Annotated in this window: 19 protein-coding genes; 8 read left to right on the top strand and 11 right to left on the bottom strand. The window is 64.3% G+C overall.

Features of this window, described 5'->3' with window-relative positions:
* Positions 1 to 53: 53 nt before the first annotated feature.
* The 5 genes from OKW45_RS23605 to OKW45_RS23625 all read left to right on the top strand — a co-directional run bounded on the left by OKW45_RS23605 (position 54) and on the right by OKW45_RS23625 (position 4,940).
* Positions 54 to 515 (top strand): peroxiredoxin, encoded by a 462-nt coding sequence (locus OKW45_RS23605; protein WP_018418166.1) that lies wholly within the window; start codon positions 54 to 56, stop codon positions 513 to 515.
* Positions 516 to 632: 117 nt separating this feature from the next.
* The gene (locus OKW45_RS23610) at positions 633 to 767 is read left to right on the top strand and encodes a hypothetical protein (RefSeq protein WP_260321379.1); all 135 of its coding nucleotides are present in this window, start codon (positions 633 to 635) and stop codon (positions 765 to 767) included.
* 103 nt (positions 768 to 870) lie between these two features.
* Positions 871 to 2,718 carry a PhoH family protein gene (locus OKW45_RS23615; RefSeq protein ID WP_026225413.1) on the top strand — a complete coding sequence of 616 codons (1,848 nt, stop codon included), beginning with the start codon at positions 871 to 873 and terminating at the stop codon, positions 2,716 to 2,718.
* A gap of 212 nt (positions 2,719 to 2,930) precedes the next feature.
* Positions 2,931 to 4,082, top strand: coding sequence for a C40 family peptidase (locus OKW45_RS23620; protein ID WP_429471456.1), 1,152 nt, complete (start codon positions 2,931 to 2,933; stop codon positions 4,080 to 4,082).
* A 51-nt stretch (positions 4,083 to 4,133) separates the two neighbouring features.
* Complete coding sequence (locus tag OKW45_RS23625) at positions 4,134 to 4,940, top strand: SDR family oxidoreductase (RefSeq protein ID WP_429471457.1); 807 nt, start codon at positions 4,134 to 4,136, stop codon at positions 4,938 to 4,940.
* A 142-nt stretch (positions 4,941 to 5,082) separates the two neighbouring features.
* Here OKW45_RS23625 and OKW45_RS23630 read toward each other — a convergent pair whose 3' ends face one another.
* The 10 genes from OKW45_RS23630 to OKW45_RS23675 all read right to left on the bottom strand — a co-directional run bounded on the left by OKW45_RS23630 (position 5,083) and on the right by OKW45_RS23675 (position 13,082).
* Positions 5,083 to 6,093, bottom strand: a complete 1,011-nt coding sequence (locus tag OKW45_RS23630; protein WP_018418170.1) for an inorganic phosphate transporter — start codon at positions 6,091 to 6,093, stop codon at positions 5,083 to 5,085.
* Positions 6,093 to 6,719 (bottom strand): DUF47 domain-containing protein, encoded by a 627-nt coding sequence (locus tag OKW45_RS23635; protein ID WP_018418171.1) that lies wholly within the window; start codon positions 6,717 to 6,719, stop codon positions 6,093 to 6,095. The genes OKW45_RS23630 and OKW45_RS23635 overlap by 1 nt, the downstream gene beginning before the upstream one ends.
* 115 nt (positions 6,720 to 6,834) lie before the next feature.
* Positions 6,835 to 8,223: a replicative DNA helicase gene (locus OKW45_RS23640; RefSeq protein WP_018418172.1), complete on the bottom strand. Its 1,389-nt coding sequence runs from the start codon at positions 8,221 to 8,223 to the stop codon at positions 6,835 to 6,837.
* A gap of 214 nt (positions 8,224 to 8,437) precedes the next feature.
* The gene (gene rplI / locus OKW45_RS23645) at positions 8,438 to 8,890 is read right to left on the bottom strand and encodes a 50S ribosomal protein L9 (protein WP_018418173.1); all 453 of its coding nucleotides are present in this window, start codon (positions 8,888 to 8,890) and stop codon (positions 8,438 to 8,440) included.
* A 27-nt stretch (positions 8,891 to 8,917) separates the two neighbouring features.
* Positions 8,918 to 9,193: a 30S ribosomal protein S18 gene (rpsR, locus tag OKW45_RS23650; protein ID WP_013588504.1), complete on the bottom strand. Its 276-nt coding sequence runs from the start codon at positions 9,191 to 9,193 to the stop codon at positions 8,918 to 8,920.
* A 2-nt stretch (positions 9,194 to 9,195) separates the two neighbouring features.
* Positions 9,196 to 9,495, bottom strand: coding sequence for a primosomal replication protein N (priB, locus tag OKW45_RS23655; RefSeq protein WP_184003372.1), 300 nt, complete (start codon positions 9,493 to 9,495; stop codon positions 9,196 to 9,198).
* A gap of 68 nt (positions 9,496 to 9,563) precedes the next feature.
* The gene (rpsF, locus tag OKW45_RS23660; protein WP_429471460.1) at positions 9,564 to 9,938 is read right to left on the bottom strand and encodes a 30S ribosomal protein S6; all 375 of its coding nucleotides are present in this window, start codon (positions 9,936 to 9,938) and stop codon (positions 9,564 to 9,566) included.
* A gap of 190 nt (positions 9,939 to 10,128) precedes the next feature.
* Positions 10,129 to 11,145, bottom strand: coding sequence for an anti-sigma factor family protein (locus tag OKW45_RS23665; RefSeq protein WP_429471462.1), 1,017 nt, complete (start codon positions 11,143 to 11,145; stop codon positions 10,129 to 10,131).
* Positions 11,135 to 11,989: an RNA polymerase sigma factor gene (locus OKW45_RS23670; RefSeq protein WP_429471464.1), complete on the bottom strand. Its 855-nt coding sequence runs from the start codon at positions 11,987 to 11,989 to the stop codon at positions 11,135 to 11,137. Before OKW45_RS23670 ends, OKW45_RS23665 begins: the two co-directional genes overlap by 11 nt.
* Before the next feature lie 178 nt (positions 11,990 to 12,167).
* Complete coding sequence (locus OKW45_RS23675) at positions 12,168 to 13,082, bottom strand: substrate binding domain-containing protein (protein ID WP_018418177.1); 915 nt, start codon at positions 13,080 to 13,082, stop codon at positions 12,168 to 12,170.
* Positions 13,083 to 13,253: 171 nt separating this feature from the next.
* On the opposite strand from OKW45_RS23675, the gene gcl reads away from it, so the two are divergent.
* From gcl to OKW45_RS23690, 3 genes are all read left to right on the top strand, one after another.
* The gene (gcl, locus tag OKW45_RS23680) at positions 13,254 to 15,029 is read left to right on the top strand and encodes a glyoxylate carboligase (RefSeq protein WP_184003364.1); all 1,776 of its coding nucleotides are present in this window, start codon (positions 13,254 to 13,256) and stop codon (positions 15,027 to 15,029) included.
* A gap of 129 nt (positions 15,030 to 15,158) precedes the next feature.
* Positions 15,159 to 15,968: a 2-oxo-tetronate isomerase gene (gene otnI, locus OKW45_RS23685; protein ID WP_429471466.1), complete on the top strand. Its 810-nt coding sequence runs from the start codon at positions 15,159 to 15,161 to the stop codon at positions 15,966 to 15,968.
* A gap of 75 nt (positions 15,969 to 16,043) precedes the next feature.
* Complete coding sequence (locus OKW45_RS23690; RefSeq protein WP_429471468.1) at positions 16,044 to 16,955, top strand: 2-hydroxy-3-oxopropionate reductase; 912 nt, start codon at positions 16,044 to 16,046, stop codon at positions 16,953 to 16,955.
* A gap of 259 nt (positions 16,956 to 17,214) precedes the next feature.
* Here OKW45_RS23690 and OKW45_RS23695 read toward each other — a convergent pair whose 3' ends face one another.
* On the bottom strand, positions 17,215 to 18,258 hold the full coding sequence (locus OKW45_RS23695) for an asparaginase (RefSeq protein ID WP_429471470.1): 1,044 nt from the start codon (positions 18,256 to 18,258) through the stop codon (positions 17,215 to 17,217).
* Between the last annotated feature and the right edge of the window lie 365 nt (positions 18,259 to 18,623).

An 18,623-nucleotide genomic window follows, 5' to 3' on the forward strand; every position in this document is an offset into this window, starting at 1 on the left:
CCGGCCGACGCCGCGGCACCTAGCGACGCCAGCCCCAATAACCGGAGAACCTCGTGTCCATCGCAGTCGACCAACCCATCCCCGACTTCACCGCCGCCGCGACGGGCGGCGAAATCACGCTGTCAAAGCTGCGGGGCAAGAAGGTGGTGCTGTATTTCTATCCGAAGGACAACACGCCGGGCTGCACGACCGAAGGCCTGCAGTTCCGCGATCTGTATCCGAAGTTCAAGAAAGCCGGCGCGGAAGTGATCGGCGTGTCGCGCGACAGCCTGCGTTCGCATGACAACTTCAAGGCTAAGCTCGAACTACCCTTCCCGCTGATTTCCGACCCGGAAGAAACGCTGTGCGCCCTCTTCGCCGTCATCAAAATGAAGAAAATGTATGGCAAAGAGGTACGGGGAATCGAGCGCTCCACGTTCCTCATCGACGCCGATGGCGTGCTGCGCCAGGAGTGGCGCGGCGTCAAGGTGCCGGGCCACGTCGACGATATTCTGGAGGCTGTACAAGCGCTTTGATGCGCGTTATATTGGCCCGCAATGAGTGCCTGTCCACCCCACATTGTTCTCCGCTGCGCCAGCCCTGACGGCCGCCTGACCGGATCCACCGGTGCCGTTCGGAGCGTGAGGCGCAACGTGAGCATCATCGTCGAGCCGCTTGCCCCGAATGCCGGGGCGGCGGCTTTTTTAATTGCGCGCGACCGTTCGTTCATTGGTTCACGCGCTTCCGTCAAGGAGCCTATCGAAAACCAGGCGAACCGGCATCTCTAGACCGAATGCGCGCCTCCTCGCGCAAACTCGATGTCCCATGAGGGCATCGTCAGAATGCGACGGGCGGCGCACGATATGTGACCCGATCATTTCGAGGGAAACCATGCCTTTGCCTACTCCCCCCAGCAAGCTCGGCAATCTTTTGTCGCCTGACGAATACAAGGCCAAAGCCGTCACGCCCGCGCGCTCCACCGCGAAAAAACAGGCGCGTGAAGGGGAATCCGCAGAGTCGGCCGATTACGGCCGCGCCAATGTCGCCACGCCGATGGCGCACGCTGCCAACGCCGCCACCACGTTGTGGCCCGTGCCCGCCGTCGAGTCGCCGCCCGCCGCGCAACCGGCGCCGGCACTCGGCCGCAAGACCAAACAGACCGCCGCGCTGTTGCAGCCGGTTCCGTCTGCGCGCCCGCAGCTCGAAGCCGACGCGGCCGAAGCGCAGCCGGTCGTCGCACGCGCGCCCGCCGCGAAGCAGCCCACGGCCGAAACAGCCGCCGCGCCCGCCGCAGCGAGCCCTGCCGGCACGCGCAAAAAACGCGGCACGAGCTCCACGCCCGCCGAGGCGCAGAAGCTTTTCGTGCTCGACACCAACGTGCTGATGCACGATCCGAGCTGCCTGTTCCGCTTCGAGGAGCACGACGTCTATCTGCCGATGATGACGTTGGAAGAGCTCGACGACCACAAGAAGGGAATGTCGGAAGTCGCGCGTAACGCGCGTCAGGTGAGCCGCACGCTCGACGCGCTCGTCGCGAACGCGGGCGACATGGCCGACGGCATTTCGCTCGCGCGTCTGGGCAGCCGCGAGGCGTCCGGGCGGCTGTACTTCCAGACCCGGCTGACCGCGATCGAGCCGGTCGAGGGTCTGCCCGAGGGCAAGGCCGACAACCAGATCCTCGGCGTCGTGCGCGCGCTGCAGCGCGATCGCGCGGATCGCCAGGTCGTGCTGGTGTCGAAAGACATCAACATGCGCATCAAGGCGCATGCGCTCGGTCTGCCGGCCGAAGACTACTTCAATGACCAGGTGCTCGAGGACAGCGACCTGCTGTTCACGGGCATCCGCGCGCTGCCGCAAGACTTCTGGACCAGGCACGCGAAGGGCATGGAAAGCTGGCAGGACACGAAAACCGGCACCACGTACTACCGCGTGACGGGTCCGCTGTGCGCGTCGATGCTGGTCAACGAGTTCGTTTATCTGGAGCCGCAGAACGGCGAACCTGCGTTTCATGCGCTGGTGCGCGAACTGAACGGCAAGACCGCACTACTGCAAACGCTGCGTGACTATGGCCACCACAAGAACAACGTGTGGGGCATCACGGCGCGCAATCGCGAGCAGAACTTCGCGCTGAACCTGCTGATGAATCCGGACATCGATTTCGTCACGCTGCTCGGCCAGGCCGGCACCGGCAAGACGCTGGTCGCACTCGCGGCGGGTCTCGCGCAGGTGCTCGACGACAAGCGCTACAACGAGATCATCGTGACGCGCGCGACGGTGCCGGTCGGCGAAGACATCGGCTTTCTGCCGGGCACCGAAGAGGAAAAGATGCAGCCGTGGATGGGGGCGTTCGACGACAACCTCGAAGTCCTGCAGAAGACCGACGACGCCGCCGGCGAATGGGGCCGCGCCGCGACCCAGGAGCTGATCCGCTCGCGCCTGAAGATCAAGAGCATGAACTTCATGCGCGGCCGCACGTTCGTCGACAAGTATCTGATCATCGACGAGGCGCAGAACCTGACGCCGAAGCAGATGAAGACGCTCGTCACGCGCGCGGGTCCGGGCACGAAGATCATCTGCCTTGGCAACATCGCGCAGATCGATACGCCTTACCTGACCGAGGGCAGTTCGGGCCTGACCTATGTGGTCGATCGCTTCAAGGGCTGGGCGCACAGCGGACACGTGACGCTCGCGCGCGGCGAGCGCTCGCGCCTCGCTGACTACGCGTCGGAGATTCTCTAGAGGTTCGCCGGTTTTTTTCCGGCGTTTGATCGCAGGCCGCGTCCGGTTCGTTCCAGACGCGGCTTTTTTATTGCACCGGCGTTCCCCGCGGGCAACACTTAGCGCACAAACTTCAAGTAATTTATCAACAATTCTTGCGGCAGCCTTGTTGGACGGCTACCATCCCGACATCGTCAGTGAGTAAACGGGTGCTTACCGCCCGTGCCGTCTTCATGCGCCGACTCGCCTTATCGCTGCTGCCCGTCCTGCTGCTCGCCGCCTGTGCCGGCGCGCCGCAGAAGACGTCACGCGGGTCAGGCGGCAGTGTCGTCGCGAACGGCGCCTATCGCGCGCCGCCGCCCGGCTTTCCCCACTTCGTCGATCACAGCATCGGCCGCGAGGAAATCTCCATTCAGGCGATGAGTCTCGTTGGCGTGCCCTACCGTTGGGGCGGCAATACGCCCGACAGCGGCTTCGATTGCAGCGGTCTCGTGCGGTACGTCGTGCTGCGCGCGGCGTCGGTGAACCTGCCGCGCACCACGGCCGAGATGAGCGGGCGCGGCGAGTCGGTCGAACCGGACGAAATCGCGCCAGGCGATCTGATCTTCTTCAACACGACGGGGCGCGCGCATTCGCACGTCGGCATCTACGTGGGCAAGCTGCGCTTCGTCAACGCGCCATCGACGGGCGGCACCGTGCGGCTTGACTATCTGACCAATCCCTACTGGGCGAAGCGCTTCGACGGCATCCGCCGGATGGCGGGACCGGCGGCGACGCCGGCGCCGTTCGATACGCCGAGCTATCAGGCTGCGGCGCCGCAATCCGAGCGAGGTGCTGCGGTCGCGGCGACGGGCACGGCAACAACCGTGGCAGTTCCGGCAGCGTCGACCTACGCGGGCCCGACGACGCTGTCCAGCGCGCCGTCGATGGCAACGGCCCGGCCGGTCGCGAGCGCGACGCCGGCGACCGGTGCAGGCGGCGGCACGCCCGTCGTGCAAGCCGATCAATTCGAGCCGCCGCCGCCGGGCCTCGGCGCCGCGCAGCTGCAGGCACGTTCAGCGGGCGCCGTGGCAGCGACGATGGTCCCCGCGGCTCAGGCGAGCACGTATGAAAGCGGCGCTCGTTCGCCCGCTCAACCGATGCAGTCCGCGACGACCACCCGCACCCTTGCCCAACCTTCACCCGACGCGATCGACGCCGCCGCCGATGCATTCGAACCGCCGCCACCCGCCTCCATCGCGGAACGCCAGGCCCGGCAGATGCAGCAGACCGAAGGCAGTGGATCCGTGCAGCTCATGCGTGCGTCGACGGCTTCCCACGGCGTGCCCGCACCCACGCAAAGCAGCGACGACCCGATTGCCCGTTTCGCGAACGGCAACTTCTGACGCCGTGATCTGCTATCGTCATCGATATTCTTTCGACGGCGGGTAACGACCATGGAACTCGGGCTCAGAAATAAGGTGGTGCTCATCACCGGCGGCAGCAAAGGCATCGGTTTCGCCTGCGCGCGCGCCTTCGCACAGGAAGGTGCGAGGGTCGCGATCGTGTCGCGCGACCCCGCCAACCTTGCGCGCGCCTACGAACAGCTGAAACAGGAAGGATTCCACGTGCACCGCACGCGCGCCGACCTGCACGAATCGCACAGCGCCGCCGATATCGTCGAGGAAGTCAGCACCGCCGTGGGCCCGATCGACGTACTGATCAACAGTGCCGGCGCCGCGCGCCGGTACGACCCCGAGACGCTCGATGCCGACGCATTCCGCGCGACGATGGAAGCGAAGTATTTCCCGTATATCTATCCGCAGCAGGAAGTGCTGCGCCGTATGGCCGAGCGCGCGAAAGCCAACGGCGGTGCCGAGCCGGGCACGATCGTCAATATCATCGGCATGGGCGGCAAGGTCGCGAGCGACATCCATATCGCAGGCGGCGCGGCCAACGCGGCGCTGATGCTCGCGACGGTCGGCCTCGCGCACTACTACGCGCGCTATGGCATCCGCATCAATGCGATCAATCCGGGCTCGACGCTGACCGAGCGCGTCGAGGAAGCGGTCCGGCTGGAAGCGGCGCAGCAAGGCATCGGCAATGACGAAGCGCTGGCGCGCGGCCAGGCCCGGATGCCGCTCGGGCGCTATGCGAAGCCGGAGGAAATCGCCGACGTGGCGCTGTTCCTCGCGAGCCGCCGCGCGAGCTATGTGACGGGCGCGATCATTCCGATGGATGGTGCGAACGCGCCGCTGATCTGAACGCGTCGCGCGACGCGCTTTTTAGTCGAACTGCGTAGGAGACACCGGTGCGATGCCATGGGCGGCATGTAGCCGAAGCCCGCGCGTGCTACTCAGCCAAACTCAGCCGAACCCGGTAGCGCAGGCCGGCATCGCATGGTGATTACAGGAAGTGGTGACCCAGCCACCAGGCCCCGCCTGACAGCACCGCGGAAGCCGGGATCGTCAGAATCCAGGCCCAGACGATGTTGCCGGCGACACCCCAGCGCACCGCGCTCAGCTTCTGCGTCGCGCCGACTCCGACGATCGCGCCGGTAATCGTATGCGTAGTAGAGACGGGAATGCCGAGCGCCGAGGCGGTAAAGAGCGTGATCGCTCCGCCCGCCTCCGCGCAGAAGCCGCCGACCGGCTTCAACTTCGTGATTTTCTGGCCCATCGTGCGCACGATGCGCCAGCCACCGAACAGCGTACCGAGACCCATCGACAGATAGCAGCCGCCGATCACCCACAGCGGCGGCGCGTCCGCCTTCATCGACGCGAAGCCGGTGGCGATCAGTAGCATCCAGATGATGCCGATGGTTTTCTGCGCGTCGTTGCCACCGTGACCCAGGCTGTACAGGCCAGCAGAGAGCAATTGCAGACGCCTGAAGCGCCGGTCGACCTTGCTAGGCGGCGTGCGGAAGTACAGCCACGACACCAGCAGCATGAAAAACGAGCCGAGCACGAAGCCGAGCAGCGGTGAAATGAAGATGAACGCGACGGTCTTCATCAGGCCGTCCCAGTTCAGCGATTCCCAGCCCGACTTCGCGAGCGCCGCACCCACGAGGCCGCCGATCAGCGCGTGCGACGAGCTGGACGGAATGCCGTAGACCCAGGTAATCACGTTCCACGCGATCGCGCCGACCAACGCGCCGAAGATCACGTAGTGGTCGACGATGTCCGGGTCGATCGTGCCCTTGCCGACGGTCGTGGCCACCTTCAGGTGAAACACGAAATACGCGATGACGTTGAACGCCGCCGCGAACGCCACCGCCTGCTGTGGCTTCAGCACGCCGGTCGACACGACCGTGGCGATCGAATTCGCCGCGTCGTGAAAACCGTTCATGAAGTCGAACACCAAAGCAATGGCAACCAGGCCGGTGACGACCCAGATAGCGAGTTGTATCGATTGCATTATGCGTTTTCCAGCACGATGCCTTCGATGATGTTCGCCACATCCTCACACTTGTCCGTGATCGTTTCGAGCAACTCGTAGATCGCCTTCAGCTTGATCAGGACCTTGACGTCGTCTTCCTCGCGGAACAGCTTCGACATCGCCGCGCGCAGCACGCGGTCGGCTTCCGATTCGAGCCGGTCGATGTCCTCGCAGGCCTTCAGGATCTGGCTCGCCTGCTTCATGTCCGACAGCAGGCTGACCGCGAACTGCACGCGCTCGCAGGTCGCCGTGCAGATATGCGCGAGCTGGCTCGCCTCCGACGTGACCGCTTGCACGTCGTACAGCGAGATCGCGGTGGCGACGTCCTCCATCAGATCGAGGATGTCGTCCATCGTCGTGATCAGCTTGTGGATCTCGTCACGGTCGAGCGGCGTGATGAAAGTCTTGTGCAGCAGGTCGATGGCTTCGTGCGTGAGCTTGTCGGCCGCTTTCTCGGCCTTTTGTACGTTCTGCTTGTGGGTTTCGGCGTCCTGCAGATTGTCGATCAGGAGCTCGAGTTCGCGGCTGGCCGAGATGATGCACGTTGCGTGCGAATTGAAGATTTCAAAGAACTTGCCCTCGGTGGGCATGAATCGACCGAACATTGGGATCCTGGAAATGGGTCACGTTATGGCTGACATAAAACCGCCATATTGTACCGTTCCGTCATCATTGCCGCATTCGTGACAGCGCCGTTACAACAGCCCACGGCACTTTGCGTCACTCACCGCCGTAGAAGTTCTGCGCGCCCGCAAAGTTGTCGAACTTCGTGTATTGGCCGTGGAAGGTGAGCCGAACGGGACCGATCGGACCGTTCCGCTGCTTGCCGATGATGATCTCCGCGGTGCCCTTGTCGGGGCTGTCCGGGTTGTACACTTCGTCGCGATAGATGAACAGGATCACGTCGGCGTCCTGTTCGATAGCGCCCGATTCGCGCAGGTCCGACATGATTGGCCGCTTGTTGGGCCGCTGCTCGAGGCCTCGGTTCAGCTGCGACAACGCGATCACTGGCACGTCGAGCTCCTTCGCGAGGCTCTTCAGCGAACGCGAGATTTCCGAGATTTCGGTCGCGCGGTTTTCGCCCGACGACGAGCCGCTCATCAGCTGCAGATAGTCGATGATGATCAGGCCGAGCTTGCCGCACTGGCGCGATAGCCGGCGCGCGCGCGAGCGCAGTTCCATCGGGTTCAGACCGCCGGTTTCGTCGATGAAGATCTGCGCCTCGCTCATTTTCTGCACCGCGTGTGTGAGCTTCGGCCAATCCTCGTCGGTCAGGCGCCCGGTTCTCATGCGATGCTGGTCGAGCCGGCCGACCGAGCCCAGCATACGCATCGTGAGCTGCGTGCCCGGCATTTCCATCGAGAACACCGCGACGGGTAGTCCGTACTCGACCGCGACGTATTCGCCGACGTTCATCGAAAACGCCGTCTTACCCATCGACGGACGGCCCGCGACGATGATCAGCTCGCCGCCGTGCATGCCCGAGGTCATACGATCCAGATCGACGAAGCCGGTCGGCGTGCCGGTCACGTCGCTCGGATTGGCGGTGTGATAGAGCGTGTCGATCCGCTCGACCACCTGGGTCAGCAGCGGCCCGATCTCGAGAAAGCCTTGGGTGCCGCGCGCGCCGTCTTCCGCGATCGAGAACACCTTCGATTCCGCTTCGTCCAGCAATTGCCGGACTTCCTTGCCTTGCGGGTTGAACGCGTCGGCGGAGATTTCATCGGCGACCGACACGAGCCGGCGCAGCACCGCACGGTCGCGCACGATTTCCGCATAGCGGCGGATGTTGGCCGCGCTCGGTGTGTTCTGCGCGAGCGCGTTCAGGTAAGCGAGGCCGCCGACATCTTCCGCCTTGCCCGAAGTGCCGAGCGCTTCGTAGACGGTGACCACGTCGGCGGGCCGCGTGGCCGCAATCAGCTTGCCGATGTGCTCGAAGATGATGCGGTGGTCGTAGCGGTAGAAGTCGCTTTGCGCGAGGAAGTCGGCGATGCGGTCCCACGCCGCGTTATCGAGCAGCAGGCCGCCCAGCACCGATTGCTCGGCTTCGATCGAATGCGGCGGGACTTTCAGCGACTCGAGTTGGGGATCTTTGGACGGTGCGTTCATGGGGAGGAATTATCGGGCAATCCGGCGACGGCTGCGAGCGGAAAAAACGCGAATACGGGGATATACGAGAGATAGTCGGGCACAAAAAAAGCAGGGGCCGGTTTCCCGGCCCCTGCTCTTCACCAGCAATACGCTGGCAGATCCTGCCTGATGCTTAGACGCGGTCGGCTTAGACGCGGTCGGCTTAGACGCGGTCGGCTTAGACGCGGTCGGCTTAGACGTGCTCGCCGATCACGGCCACCGTCACATCGACGAGAACGTCGGTGTGCAGCGAAACCTGAACCTGGTGCTCGCCAACCATCTTCAGCGGGCCTTCCGGCAGACGCACTTGCGCCTTTTCCACTGCGAAGCCTTGCTTGCCGAGCGCTTCGGCGATGTCGGCGTTGGTCACCGAGCCGAACAGACGGCCGTCGACGCCAGCCTTCTGATTGACCTGAACGGTCTGGCCTGCCAGCTTTTCGCCTTGAGCCTGAGCGGCTGCCAGCTTTTCAGCGGCGTGCTTTTCCAGTTCTGCGCGGCGCACTTCGAATTCAGCCAGCGCGTCCTTCGTTGCACGGCGAGCTTTTTTATTCGGGATCAGGAAGTTACGTGCGTAGCCGTCCTTGACCTTCACGATGTCGCCGAGGTTACCCAGATTGACGACTTTTTCCAGAAGAATGATTTGCATTCGGATGCTCCTTATCGCGTCGTCGGGTTAGGCCTTGTGCTGGTCGGTGTACGGCACCAGCGCGAGGAAACGTGCGCGCTTGATAGCCGTGTCCAGTTGGCGTTGATAATGCGCCTTGGTACCCGTGAGACGTGCCGGCGTGATCTTGCCGTTCTCGCCGATGAAGTCCTTCAGCGTTTCGATGTCTTTGTAGTCGATGTACTCGACGCCAGCAGCCGTGAAACGGCAGAACTTCTTGCGCTTGAAGAGCGGGTTCTGTTGCTGACGACGCTTGTCGAATTTCTTACCAGTCGGGCGGGGCATGATTAGTCCTTTCCAATGTCCTGCAATGCTGTGATGTGAAATACCAGAGTTCGCGCGTTACGGTGCTTTTTAGCCAGAAAACCTGTGAAGAGCGTTTCGACGCCCATCTGACAGTTTTCGAGCTTACCGCTCGCTTCGCCCGCGGCGACCGCCTGCATGGTCAGTTCGACCTGACGGGCAATGCCCGCCTCGACGACTTCCGTGCGGTGGTGCAACGTGCAGCTTGCAATCGGAACGCCGGCGGGGGTGTACCGCACCTGTTCGCGTTCGACGACGCTCGCCGTAAGTTGCAGCCGGTTCATGTACCTGTTTATGTCTCGTGTACGTGAGCGGAGCGACGCTGCGTGTCTGGCAGCTTAAATAACGAGTCTTAAGCCTGCGCTTCGGTCGGCTGAGCTGCTGCCGACTTCTTGGCTTCTTCGCGCTGCACTTCCTTCATCATTGGCGACGGGCCGGCTTCGGCCTTCTTCATCTTGACGATGAGGTGACGCAGAACGGCGTCGTTGAACTTGAACGCGTGTTCCAGCTCGTCGAGCGTGGTCTGGTCGCACTCGATGTTCATGCAGACGTAGTGAGCCTTCGCGAGTTTCTCGATCATGTAGGCCAGTTGACGACGACCCCAGTCTTCGACGCGGTGGATCTGACCACCGTGCGACGTGATCGTGCTCTTGTAACGCTCGATCATGGCGGGCACCTGCTCGCTTTGATCGGGATGCACGATAAAGACGATTTCGTAATGACGCATTACACACTCCTTGTGCTGACTTTTGGATAGAAGCCGCCCGGGCGTCGAAACCGGTGCGGCAAGTGAGAAGCCAAAAAGTGTAACCCGAATGGGGAGGGGTTGCAAGGAATTCCGCCGATTCGGCGGCGGAATCGGATGTGTTTTCAAGAGTTTAGGTGGTGGGTCGCGGAAGTCGGGCCGTTCTTGTCCCTCAGCCCGCTTCCGTGCGCTGGCTGCCGCTCTGCAAACGCGCTCTGAGCGCCGCTTCGAGACCACTGAGCGCATCGGGTGCGGCGTCCGTGATCGCCCACCAGGTCATGCCCGCCGCGTCCCAATGTGCGATCGAATAGCCGTCGTGGGCGAGCGATGCCGGCGCCGCGCCGTCAATGCCACGCGTCGTGGACTGCGGAAACACATACACGTCGATCACGTGCTTGCCGTAGCGGTACACGAGCACCGCGACCCGCTGATGCGCGAGGTAGTCGAGCCGGCCACCCTCCAGCGCGAAGCCGGCCGCCGCGAGGTCCTCGACCGGCGGCGAGTAGTCGAGTCGACCGTTGAACCATGGCTTGACCGTGTGACGGTCGGTCGAAATTACGTCGATGTCGCGGCCGGAAACCTGCGCGCGCACATGGCTTTCGATGAGTTCGTCGGTGAATGGCGTGAATTCGGCGGGACGGCGCAGCGTCAGCGTCAGGACAGCGGTGGCCGCACACAGCGCGATCATGAGCACCGCGAGACCGCCGCGCGCGACCACGCGGTTGGCGCCGCCGGCTGCATGCGGTCCGTTGAAGCCGATTAGCCGGCCGCGTGAATCGCCCGAGCGATCCGGACCGCTGAAGCCTCTGAGCCACCGGTCCAGCCACGCGGGCCGCCGCGCCCAGCGACGCTGACGCTGAGGTTCGTACGTCGCCATGTCGGTCATCCCGGCGCTAGCGCTGCCGGTAGACTCCTCCTCTGCATCTTCAGGCGCCGCCGTCGTGGCCAACCCCGCAGTTCCTCCCTCGACCGCGCCGGGCAAGCCCGCCACAATCCGCACCCGCAACGACTGCGGCGCCCGATGATACGGCGCCGCGCGCAGCGCGCCGCTCAGCGCGCGCAGGTTGTCGCTCGCGCGCCGGCAGTCGTCGCAGCTCTCGATATGCTGCTGGACCCGGCGCGCATCGGGCGCCGGCAGTTCGTGATCGGCGTTCGCATCGAGGAGCGGCCGAGCTTCGTTACAGTCCATCCGGCGTCTCCTGAGCGGGGTCGGCGACAGCGCCGGGAATGTTGAGGGGCCGGCCGTCGGCAAACGCCCGGAGCTGTGTCACTGTTGCGGTGGCGGGCACACCCGCCGCCGATGCCGGGCGACCATCGCCGGAACTTCGTGCGGGCTGCGGGCAGGACGCAGGCGGCGCGGAGGGCGCTGACCGCGCGAGTCGGTCGGACTGCGCGGCCTGATTCGACGGCGCTCCCGTCGACCCGCGCGGGCCACCCTGCCCGCCTTTGCGCCCCCCGCCAACCGACTCCCCCCCGCCTCGCTGCTGCGCCATCAACACCTCCGCCAGCTTGCGCCGCCCACGCGCGAGCCGCGACATCACCGTACCGATCGGCACATCGGCCACCACCGCGATCTCCCGATATCCCATCTCCTCGAGCTCGCGCAAGATCAGCACCTCGCGATACTCGACCGGCAAACGCGCCAACGCGTCGTGTACCTGGCGTGCATCCTCGTCGCGGATCAGCAGCGTCTGCGGATCGTCGCCGCCCGCGCTCCAGCCGTCGAGTGTCGCGCCGTCCATCGTTTCGTCGAATTCCAGCATGTCGTGCGACGGCGCGCGCCGCCGCCATTCCGTGTACCAGGTGCGGCGCACGATCGCGAGCAGCCACGGCCGCGCAGAGTCGCCGCGAAACGTATCGAAGAAGCGGAACGCGCGCATGAATGCTTCCTGCACGACGTCCTCGGCATCGTTCGGATTGCCGCACAGCCAGCGCGCGAGGTTATACGCGGCGTCGAGATGCGGCAACGCCAGCTGCTGGAAGCGGCGGCTTTTCGCTGCATCGGCATCGGCGTCTGAATCGGTCTGGACCACGTGGGCCCCTCCAAGGGCATGGCGGCTGCGTCGTGCGGGTCGCTGCGGTTGCGCGCCCCGCGAGGTGTCGTTCCTGACGTGTCTTTCACAGCAGAACTGGCCATAGACCGAGTTTATTCCCGACTCAGGCGAGCATTCGCAGGAAAGATCGCGATCGCCTGCGCGCGCGGCTCGCCAGCTAGTACGATGGCCGGCTCCAGTAGTCGTCGCTCGCGTACATGTCTTTCAGATAGTCGATGAAATAGCGCACGCGCGCCGGCACGAAGCGCTGCTGCGGATAGACCGCAAGGATGTCGTAATCGGGCAGCGCATATTCGTCGAGCACGGTTTCGAGCTCGCCGCGCGCGAGCTGCCGCTGGATTTCCCACGTCGAACGCCAGCCGAGTCCGAGCCCCTCCGAAACCCAGCGATGCAGCAGTTCGCCATCGTTGCAGTCGAGCGAGCCGCCCACCCGCACCGTCGCGAGCTTGCCGTTGCGGCGGAAATACCAGCCGCGGTTCTGCCCGCCTTGCAGATTGAACGCGAGACAGTTGTGGGCCGGCAGATCCTCGAGCGTCTTCGGCTTGCCGTGACGGCGAAAATAGTCGGGCGTACCGCACACCACGCGCCGGTTCGACGCGAGCTTCACCGCGACGAAGTTCGGATCGACCGCGCCGCCTATGCGGATCGACAGATCGTAGCCCTCGCGCACCAGATCGACGACCCGGTCGGTCAGATTGAACGACATCTGCAACTCGGGTTTGTCGCGTAAAAACGCAGGCGCGAGCGGCGCGACGTGCTTACGCCCGAACGCGGCGGGCGCCGACACGATCAGATGGCCGTTCACCGCGCGGCGCCCGGCGCTCAGTTCGTTTTCCGCCTGATCCCATTCGCTGAGAAGCCCGCGGCAGCGTTCGAGAAACGCGGCGCCGTCCTCGCTGACGACGAGCCGCCGTGTCGTGCGATACATCAGCTTCACGCCGAGGCGCTTTTCGAGCGCATCGATGCGCCGCCCGAGAATCACCGGCGACACCCCTTCCTCCAGCGCCGCCGCCGCGAGACTGCCCGCATCGGCGACCCGCACGAAGGTTTCGATCTGTTTGAAGCGGTCCATGTTCGTCTCCCACCTGTCTCTTGCCGGGCTGACGCCGGCCGTGCGCCGGGCTTTACGTCATTCCATACTTTTTGTTTCGGAATAAGCGACCCGGACTGATCTTATCAAACCTTTGGCGCAGGCCTACAGTGTCCCTCAACCGACGTAATTCCCGACCTTGAGGAGACATTCATGGCCAAAATGAGAGCCGTCGACGCCGCTGTTCTGGTGCTCGAAAAAGAAGGCATCGATACCGCCTTCGGCGTGCCGGGCGCCGCGATCAACCCGTTCTACTCGGCGATGCGCAAAGCCGGCGGCATCAGCCACGTGCTCGCGCGCCATGTGGAGGGTGCATCGCACATGGCCGAGGGCTACACGCGTGCCCAGCCGGGCAACATCGGCGTGTGCATCGGCACCTCGGGCCCCGCCGGCACCGACATGATCACCGGTTTGTACTCCGCGCAGGCCGACTCGATTCCTATTCTGGCGATCACAGGCCAGGCGCCGCGCGCGCGTCTGTACAAGGAAGACTTCCAGGCCGTCGATATCGAATCGATCGCCAAGCCCGTCACCAAGTGGGCCGTGACCGTGCGCGAGCCGGCGCTGGTGCCGCGCGTGTTCCAGCAGGCGTTCCATCTGATGCGCTCGGGCCGCCCGGGCCCGGTGCTGGTCGATCTGCCAATCGACGTGCAGCTCGCCGAAATCGAATTCGACATCGACACGTACGAGCCGCTGCCGGTCTACAAGCCGAAGGCAACCCGCAAGCAGATCGAGGCCGCGCTGACGCTGCTCAACGATGCCGACAGGCCGCTGATCGTGTCGGGCGGCGGCGTGCTGAACGCCGTAGCCGAAGACCTGCTCGTGAAGTTCGCCGAAACGCTCGGCGTGCCGGTGATCCCGACGTTGATGTCGTGGGGCGCGATTCCCGACGACCATCCGCTGATGGTCGGCATGGTCGGTCTGCAGACCTCGCATCGCTACGGCAACGCGACGATGCTCGCGTCCGACTTCGTGCTCGGCATCGGCAACCGCTGGGCCAACCGTCACACCGGCAGCGTCGATGTCTATACGAAGGGGCGCAAGTTCGTGCACGTCGATATCGAACCGACGCAGATCGGCCGCGTGTTCGGCCCGGATCTCGGCATCGTGTCGGACGCGAAGGCCGCGCTCGAACTGTTCGTCGAAGTCGCCAGCGAATGGAAGGCCGCGGGCAAGCTGAAGGATCGCGGTGCGTGGGTTGCCGATTGCCAGCAACGCAAGCGCACGATGCTGCGCAAGACGCACTTCGACAACGTGCCGATGAAGCCGCAGCGCGTCTACGAAGAGATGAACCAGGTGTTCGGCCGCGACACGTGCTACGTGAGCACGATCGGCCTGTCGCAGATCGCCGCCGCGCAATTCCTGCACGTGTACAAGGCGCGCAACTGGATCAACTGCGGCCAGGCCGGGCCGCTCGGCTGGACGATTCCGGCGGCGCTCGGCGTGCGCGCGGCCGATCCGCAACGGCCGATCGTCGCGCTGTCCGGCGACTACGACTTCCAGTTCATGATCGAGGAGCTCGCGGCCGGCGCGCAATTCAAGCTGCCGTACGTGCATGTCGTCGTGAACAACTCGTACCTCGGGCTGATTCGCCAGGCGCAGCGCGCGTTCGAGATGGACTACTGCGTGCAGCTCGGCTTCGAGAACATCAACTCGCCGGAGATGAACGGCTATGGCGTCGATCACGTCGCGGTCGCCGAAGGTCTCGGCTGCAAGGCGATTCGCGTGTTCAAGCCCGAAGAGCTGAAGCCGGCGCTGCAAAAAGCGCAGTCGATGCTCGCCGAGTTCAACGTGCCGGTGATCGTCGAAGTGATTCTCGAACGCGTGACCAATATCTCGATGGGCACCGAGATCGACGCGATCAACGAGTTCGAGGAACTCGCGGAAAAGCGCGAGGACGCGCCGACGGCGATCAGCCTGCTCGATTGAGCGTTGCGTCTTCGCGGTATTCGCAGCATTCAGCGCGCTCGATACGCGAGGGCCGAGTTCATGCTCTGCGCCCTCGCCTCATCACGACCAGCGCGCCATTCCCTGACCGACCTGAGAGACAAAAGCACCATGCCTAAATTCGCAGCGAACCTGACGATGCTGTTCAACGAAGTGCCGTTCCTCGACCGTTTCGCGGCAGCGGCCAACGCCGGCTTTCATGCCGTCGAATTCCTGTTTCCCTATCCGTATTCGATCGCCGAATTGAGCGCACGTCTGCAACAGAACCGCCTCAAGCTGGTGCTGCACAACCTGCCGGCCGGCAACTGGGAAGCCGGCGAACGCGGCATCGCGTGCCTGCCCGATCGGGTCGCCGAGTTTCAGGAAGGCGTGGGCCGCGCGATCGAATACGCAAGCGCGTTGAAGGTGCCGCAACTGAACTGCCTCGTCGGCATTCCGGGCGCGAACGTCGACGCCGACACCGCCCGCGCAACGATCGTCGACAACCTGCGCTTTGCCGCGAGCGAGCTCAAGAAGGCCGGCATCCGGCTGCTCGTCGAGCCATGCAACTCGTACGACATTCCGGGCTTCGCGCTGAACCGTTCGCGCGATGGACTCGACGTGATTCGCGAGGTCGGCTCGGACAATCTGTTCCTGCAATACGACATCTATCACATGCAGCGGATGGAAGGCGAACTCGCGGCGACGATCGAAAAGAACCTCGCGCAGATCGCGCATATCCAGCTCGCGGACAACCCCGGGCGGCACGAACCGGGCACCGGAGAGATCAACTATCCGTATCTGTTCGCGCTGCTCGACTCGCTCGGCTACGACGGCTACGTCGGTTGCGAATACAAGCCGCGCACGACGACCGATGCCGGCCTCGGCTGGGTGCAAAGTGTGGCAGGTCAGGCGCGCGGCGCGGCACACGCGGCGGCTTGAGGGTCCTCAGGGATCATCACGGCTCCATGAAGGTCCTCAACGCACGTCCCCTAATAACCCTGGAGATTCACACACATGGCAAAGATCGGCTTCATCGGACTCGGCATCATGGGCGCGCACATGGCGCGCAACCTCATCAAGGGCGGACACGCGCTGTTCGTGAACGGCGCGTATCCGGTGCCGGACGACATCGCGAAGAGCACGAGCGTGCTCGCCAGTTCGACCGCGGTCGCGCAGGCCGCCGACATCGTCATCATCATGGTGCCGGACACACCTGACGTCGCCAACGTGCTGTTCGCCGACGACGGCGTCGCCGCCGGCCTCACCAAAGGCAAGCTCGTCATCGACATGAGCTCGATCTCACCGCTCGACACCCAGGCGTTCTCGAAGAAGATCAACGCGCTCGGCGTCGACTATCTCGATGCGCCGGTGTCGGGCGGCGAAATCGGCGCGCGGGATGCGTCGCTGACGATCATGGTCGGCGGTCCCGAGAAAGCCTTTGCGCTGGCCAGGCCGTTGTTCGAACTGATGGGCAAGAACATCTCGCTGATCGGCGACAACGGCGCGGGTCAGACCTGCAAGGTCGCGAACCAGATCATCGTCGCGCTGAACATCGAAGCGGTCGCGGAAGCGCTGCTGTTCGCGTCGCGCTCGGGCGCCGACCCAGAGCGCGTGCGGCGCGCGCTGATGGGCGGCTTCGCGTCGTCGCGGATTCTCGAAGTGCATGGCGAGCGCATGACGAAGCGCACGTTCAATCCGGGTTTCCGGATCGAGTTGCATCAGAAGGACTTGAATCTCGCGCTCGATGGCGCGCGTAAGCTCGGCATCGCGCTGCCGCATACCGCGAGCGCGCAGCAACTGTTCAGCGTCTGCGCCGCGAACGGCGGCAAGGCGTGGGATCACTCGGCGATGGTGCGCGCGCTCGAAATCATGGCGAATCATGAGGTCGCGCAGGCGCCGGACAGTGAAGAAGCGAAGGCGGCTTGAGGTCTTCGTGCTTCCTCTTCAGTTCAGCTCGCCGTTGATTCCGCCGGTTGCCGCTTCGGCATCGGAGACGTCACGGTGAACACAGGTGGGGCGCCCGTTCGTTGCACGGCAGCGTGGGTTGCCGGCGCGGCGCAACGGGCAAATCGCGCCGCTCTGGGCTGAGAGCGGCAAGTGGGGTCCGCAGCGGCACCCGTCGGTGACGGGGAAGCCTTGGTCGGTCAGACGTCGTCGTCGGGTGTCCGGCTGTCGGATTCGCCAATCAATACGTATCGAACACCTTCTGCAACGCCGCCGGCGCAGTGTGGCCCGCGGCCAGCGCCAGCATCAGCAGCACCCTCGCCTTGTACGGATTCAGCGAACCCGCGCTGACGAAACCGAGCGCATCGTCGGCCGCCGCTCCGTTGCGCATCACATGCCCCGAACCCACGCGCGACGAGCGCACCACCGCCACGCCGCGCAACGCGGCATCCGCCAGTGCCTGCTGCAACGACTGGTGGATCGAGCCATTGCCCGTACCCGCCACGACGATGCCGCGCACATCCGCGGCGACCAGCGCATCGATGGCGATCCGCGACACGCCCGCATAGCTCGGGACGATCTCCACCTGCGGCCACGCCGCATCGATCGCGAATTCGCTCGCGACCGTATGCGCGCGCACCACGCCGCGCTGGAACTCGACGCGGCCATCCTGCACCCAGCCGAGCGCGCCAATCTCAGGCGACTGGAAAGCATCGACCGCATAGGTGCTCGTTTTCACGACGTCGCGCGCGCTATGAATCCGGTTGTTAAACGCGACCAGCACGCCCTGCCTGCGTGCCGCCGCGTGCGCGGCGACCGTCACCGCATTTAGCAGGTTCAGCGGACCGTCGGCGGAGAGCGCCGACGCTGGGCGCATCGCCGCGGTCAGCACGACCGGCTTGTCCCACTTGACGGTCAGATGCAGCAGATAGGCGGTTTCCTCGAGCGTATCGGTGCCGTGCGTGACCACCACGCCGTCTACGTCGTCCGTCGCGAGCAGCGCGTTGATGCGTTGCGCGAGTGTGGTCCACAGCGGCAGCGACATGTCCTTGCTGTCGACGCTGGCGATCTGCTCGGGCGCGATTCGCGCGACCGTAGACAACGCCGGCACCGCCGCGAGCAGCTGATCGACGCCGACGACGCCCGCCTGATAGCCCGACGTATTGGCCGCATCCGGGGCCGCGCCGGCGATCGTGCCGCCGGTCGCGAGCACCGCGATGCGCGGGAGCGTCGGCGCGGCGGGATGGCTGGGAGGAATCGGGAGAGAAGAAGTCGGGATATTCATGGCGGCGATTGTAAGCGATGCGCTAGACGCCGCCATGCGGTGCCCGGTTGCAGTCATCCACACCCGTATTGACGACGGACATCGCTGAACTGCTGATGCTTGATGAAACGAATGGGGACGCACTCTTCACGATCTGTCGCCGCCTCAAGATTTCCGACCTTGTCACGCTCTCCACGTTAGCAGGCAGCACCGCTACCGCAAGCGCTGCCGCGCTCCGATACCGGCCCGCGCCGATTCGGACCTGACCTATTTTTGTTCCATCTCAAAAATATAGACTGAAGCCAGTCACAGAGATTTAGCAAAGGCCGAACCTAGATTGACTCGGCAGAATCTGGCCGATTCCTACTGCGGCCATGAGCTTTCTG

It is taken from the genome of Paraburkholderia lebeckiae (assembly GCF_050436225.1).
Classification (GTDB): Bacteria; Pseudomonadota; Gammaproteobacteria; order Burkholderiales; family Burkholderiaceae; genus Paraburkholderia; species Paraburkholderia tuberum.

Coding starts and splice junctions, on each gene's coding strand:
- rpsF (WP_429471460.1), bottom strand. CDS start 9,938: ATGCGTCATTACGAAATCGTCTTTATCGTGCATCCCGATCAAAGCGAG.
- priB (WP_184003372.1), bottom strand. CDS start 9,495: ATGAACCGGCTGCAACTTACGGCGAGCGTCGTCGAACGCGAACAGGTG.
- OKW45_RS23625 (WP_429471457.1), top strand. CDS start 4,134: ATGGAACTCGGGCTCAGAAATAAGGTGGTGCTCATCACCGGCGGCAGC.
- OKW45_RS23620 (WP_429471456.1), top strand. CDS start 2,931: ATGCGCCGACTCGCCTTATCGCTGCTGCCCGTCCTGCTGCTCGCCGCC.
- otnI (WP_429471466.1), top strand. CDS start 15,159: ATGCCTAAATTCGCAGCGAACCTGACGATGCTGTTCAACGAAGTGCCG.
- OKW45_RS23630 (WP_018418170.1), bottom strand. CDS start 6,093: ATGCAATCGATACAACTCGCTATCTGGGTCGTCACCGGCCTGGTTGCC.
- rplI (WP_018418173.1), bottom strand. CDS start 8,890: ATGCAAATCATTCTTCTGGAAAAAGTCGTCAATCTGGGTAACCTCGGC.
- gcl (WP_184003364.1), top strand. CDS start 13,254: ATGGCCAAAATGAGAGCCGTCGACGCCGCTGTTCTGGTGCTCGAAAAA.
- OKW45_RS23675 (WP_018418177.1), bottom strand. CDS start 13,082: ATGGACCGCTTCAAACAGATCGAAACCTTCGTGCGGGTCGCCGATGCG.
- OKW45_RS23640 (WP_018418172.1), bottom strand. CDS start 8,223: ATGAACGCACCGTCCAAAGATCCCCAACTCGAGTCGCTGAAAGTCCCG.
- OKW45_RS23695 (WP_429471470.1), bottom strand. CDS start 18,258: ATGAATATCCCGACTTCTTCTCTCCCGATTCCTCCCAGCCATCCCGCC.
- OKW45_RS23665 (WP_429471462.1), bottom strand. CDS start 11,145: ATGGACTGTAACGAAGCTCGGCCGCTCCTCGATGCGAACGCCGATCAC.
- OKW45_RS23635 (WP_018418171.1), bottom strand. CDS start 6,719: ATGTTCGGTCGATTCATGCCCACCGAGGGCAAGTTCTTTGAAATCTTC.
- OKW45_RS23615 (WP_026225413.1), top strand. CDS start 871: ATGCCTTTGCCTACTCCCCCCAGCAAGCTCGGCAATCTTTTGTCGCCT.
- rpsR (WP_013588504.1), bottom strand. CDS start 9,193: ATGCCCCGCCCGACTGGTAAGAAATTCGACAAGCGTCGTCAGCAACAG.
- OKW45_RS23690 (WP_429471468.1), top strand. CDS start 16,044: ATGGCAAAGATCGGCTTCATCGGACTCGGCATCATGGGCGCGCACATG.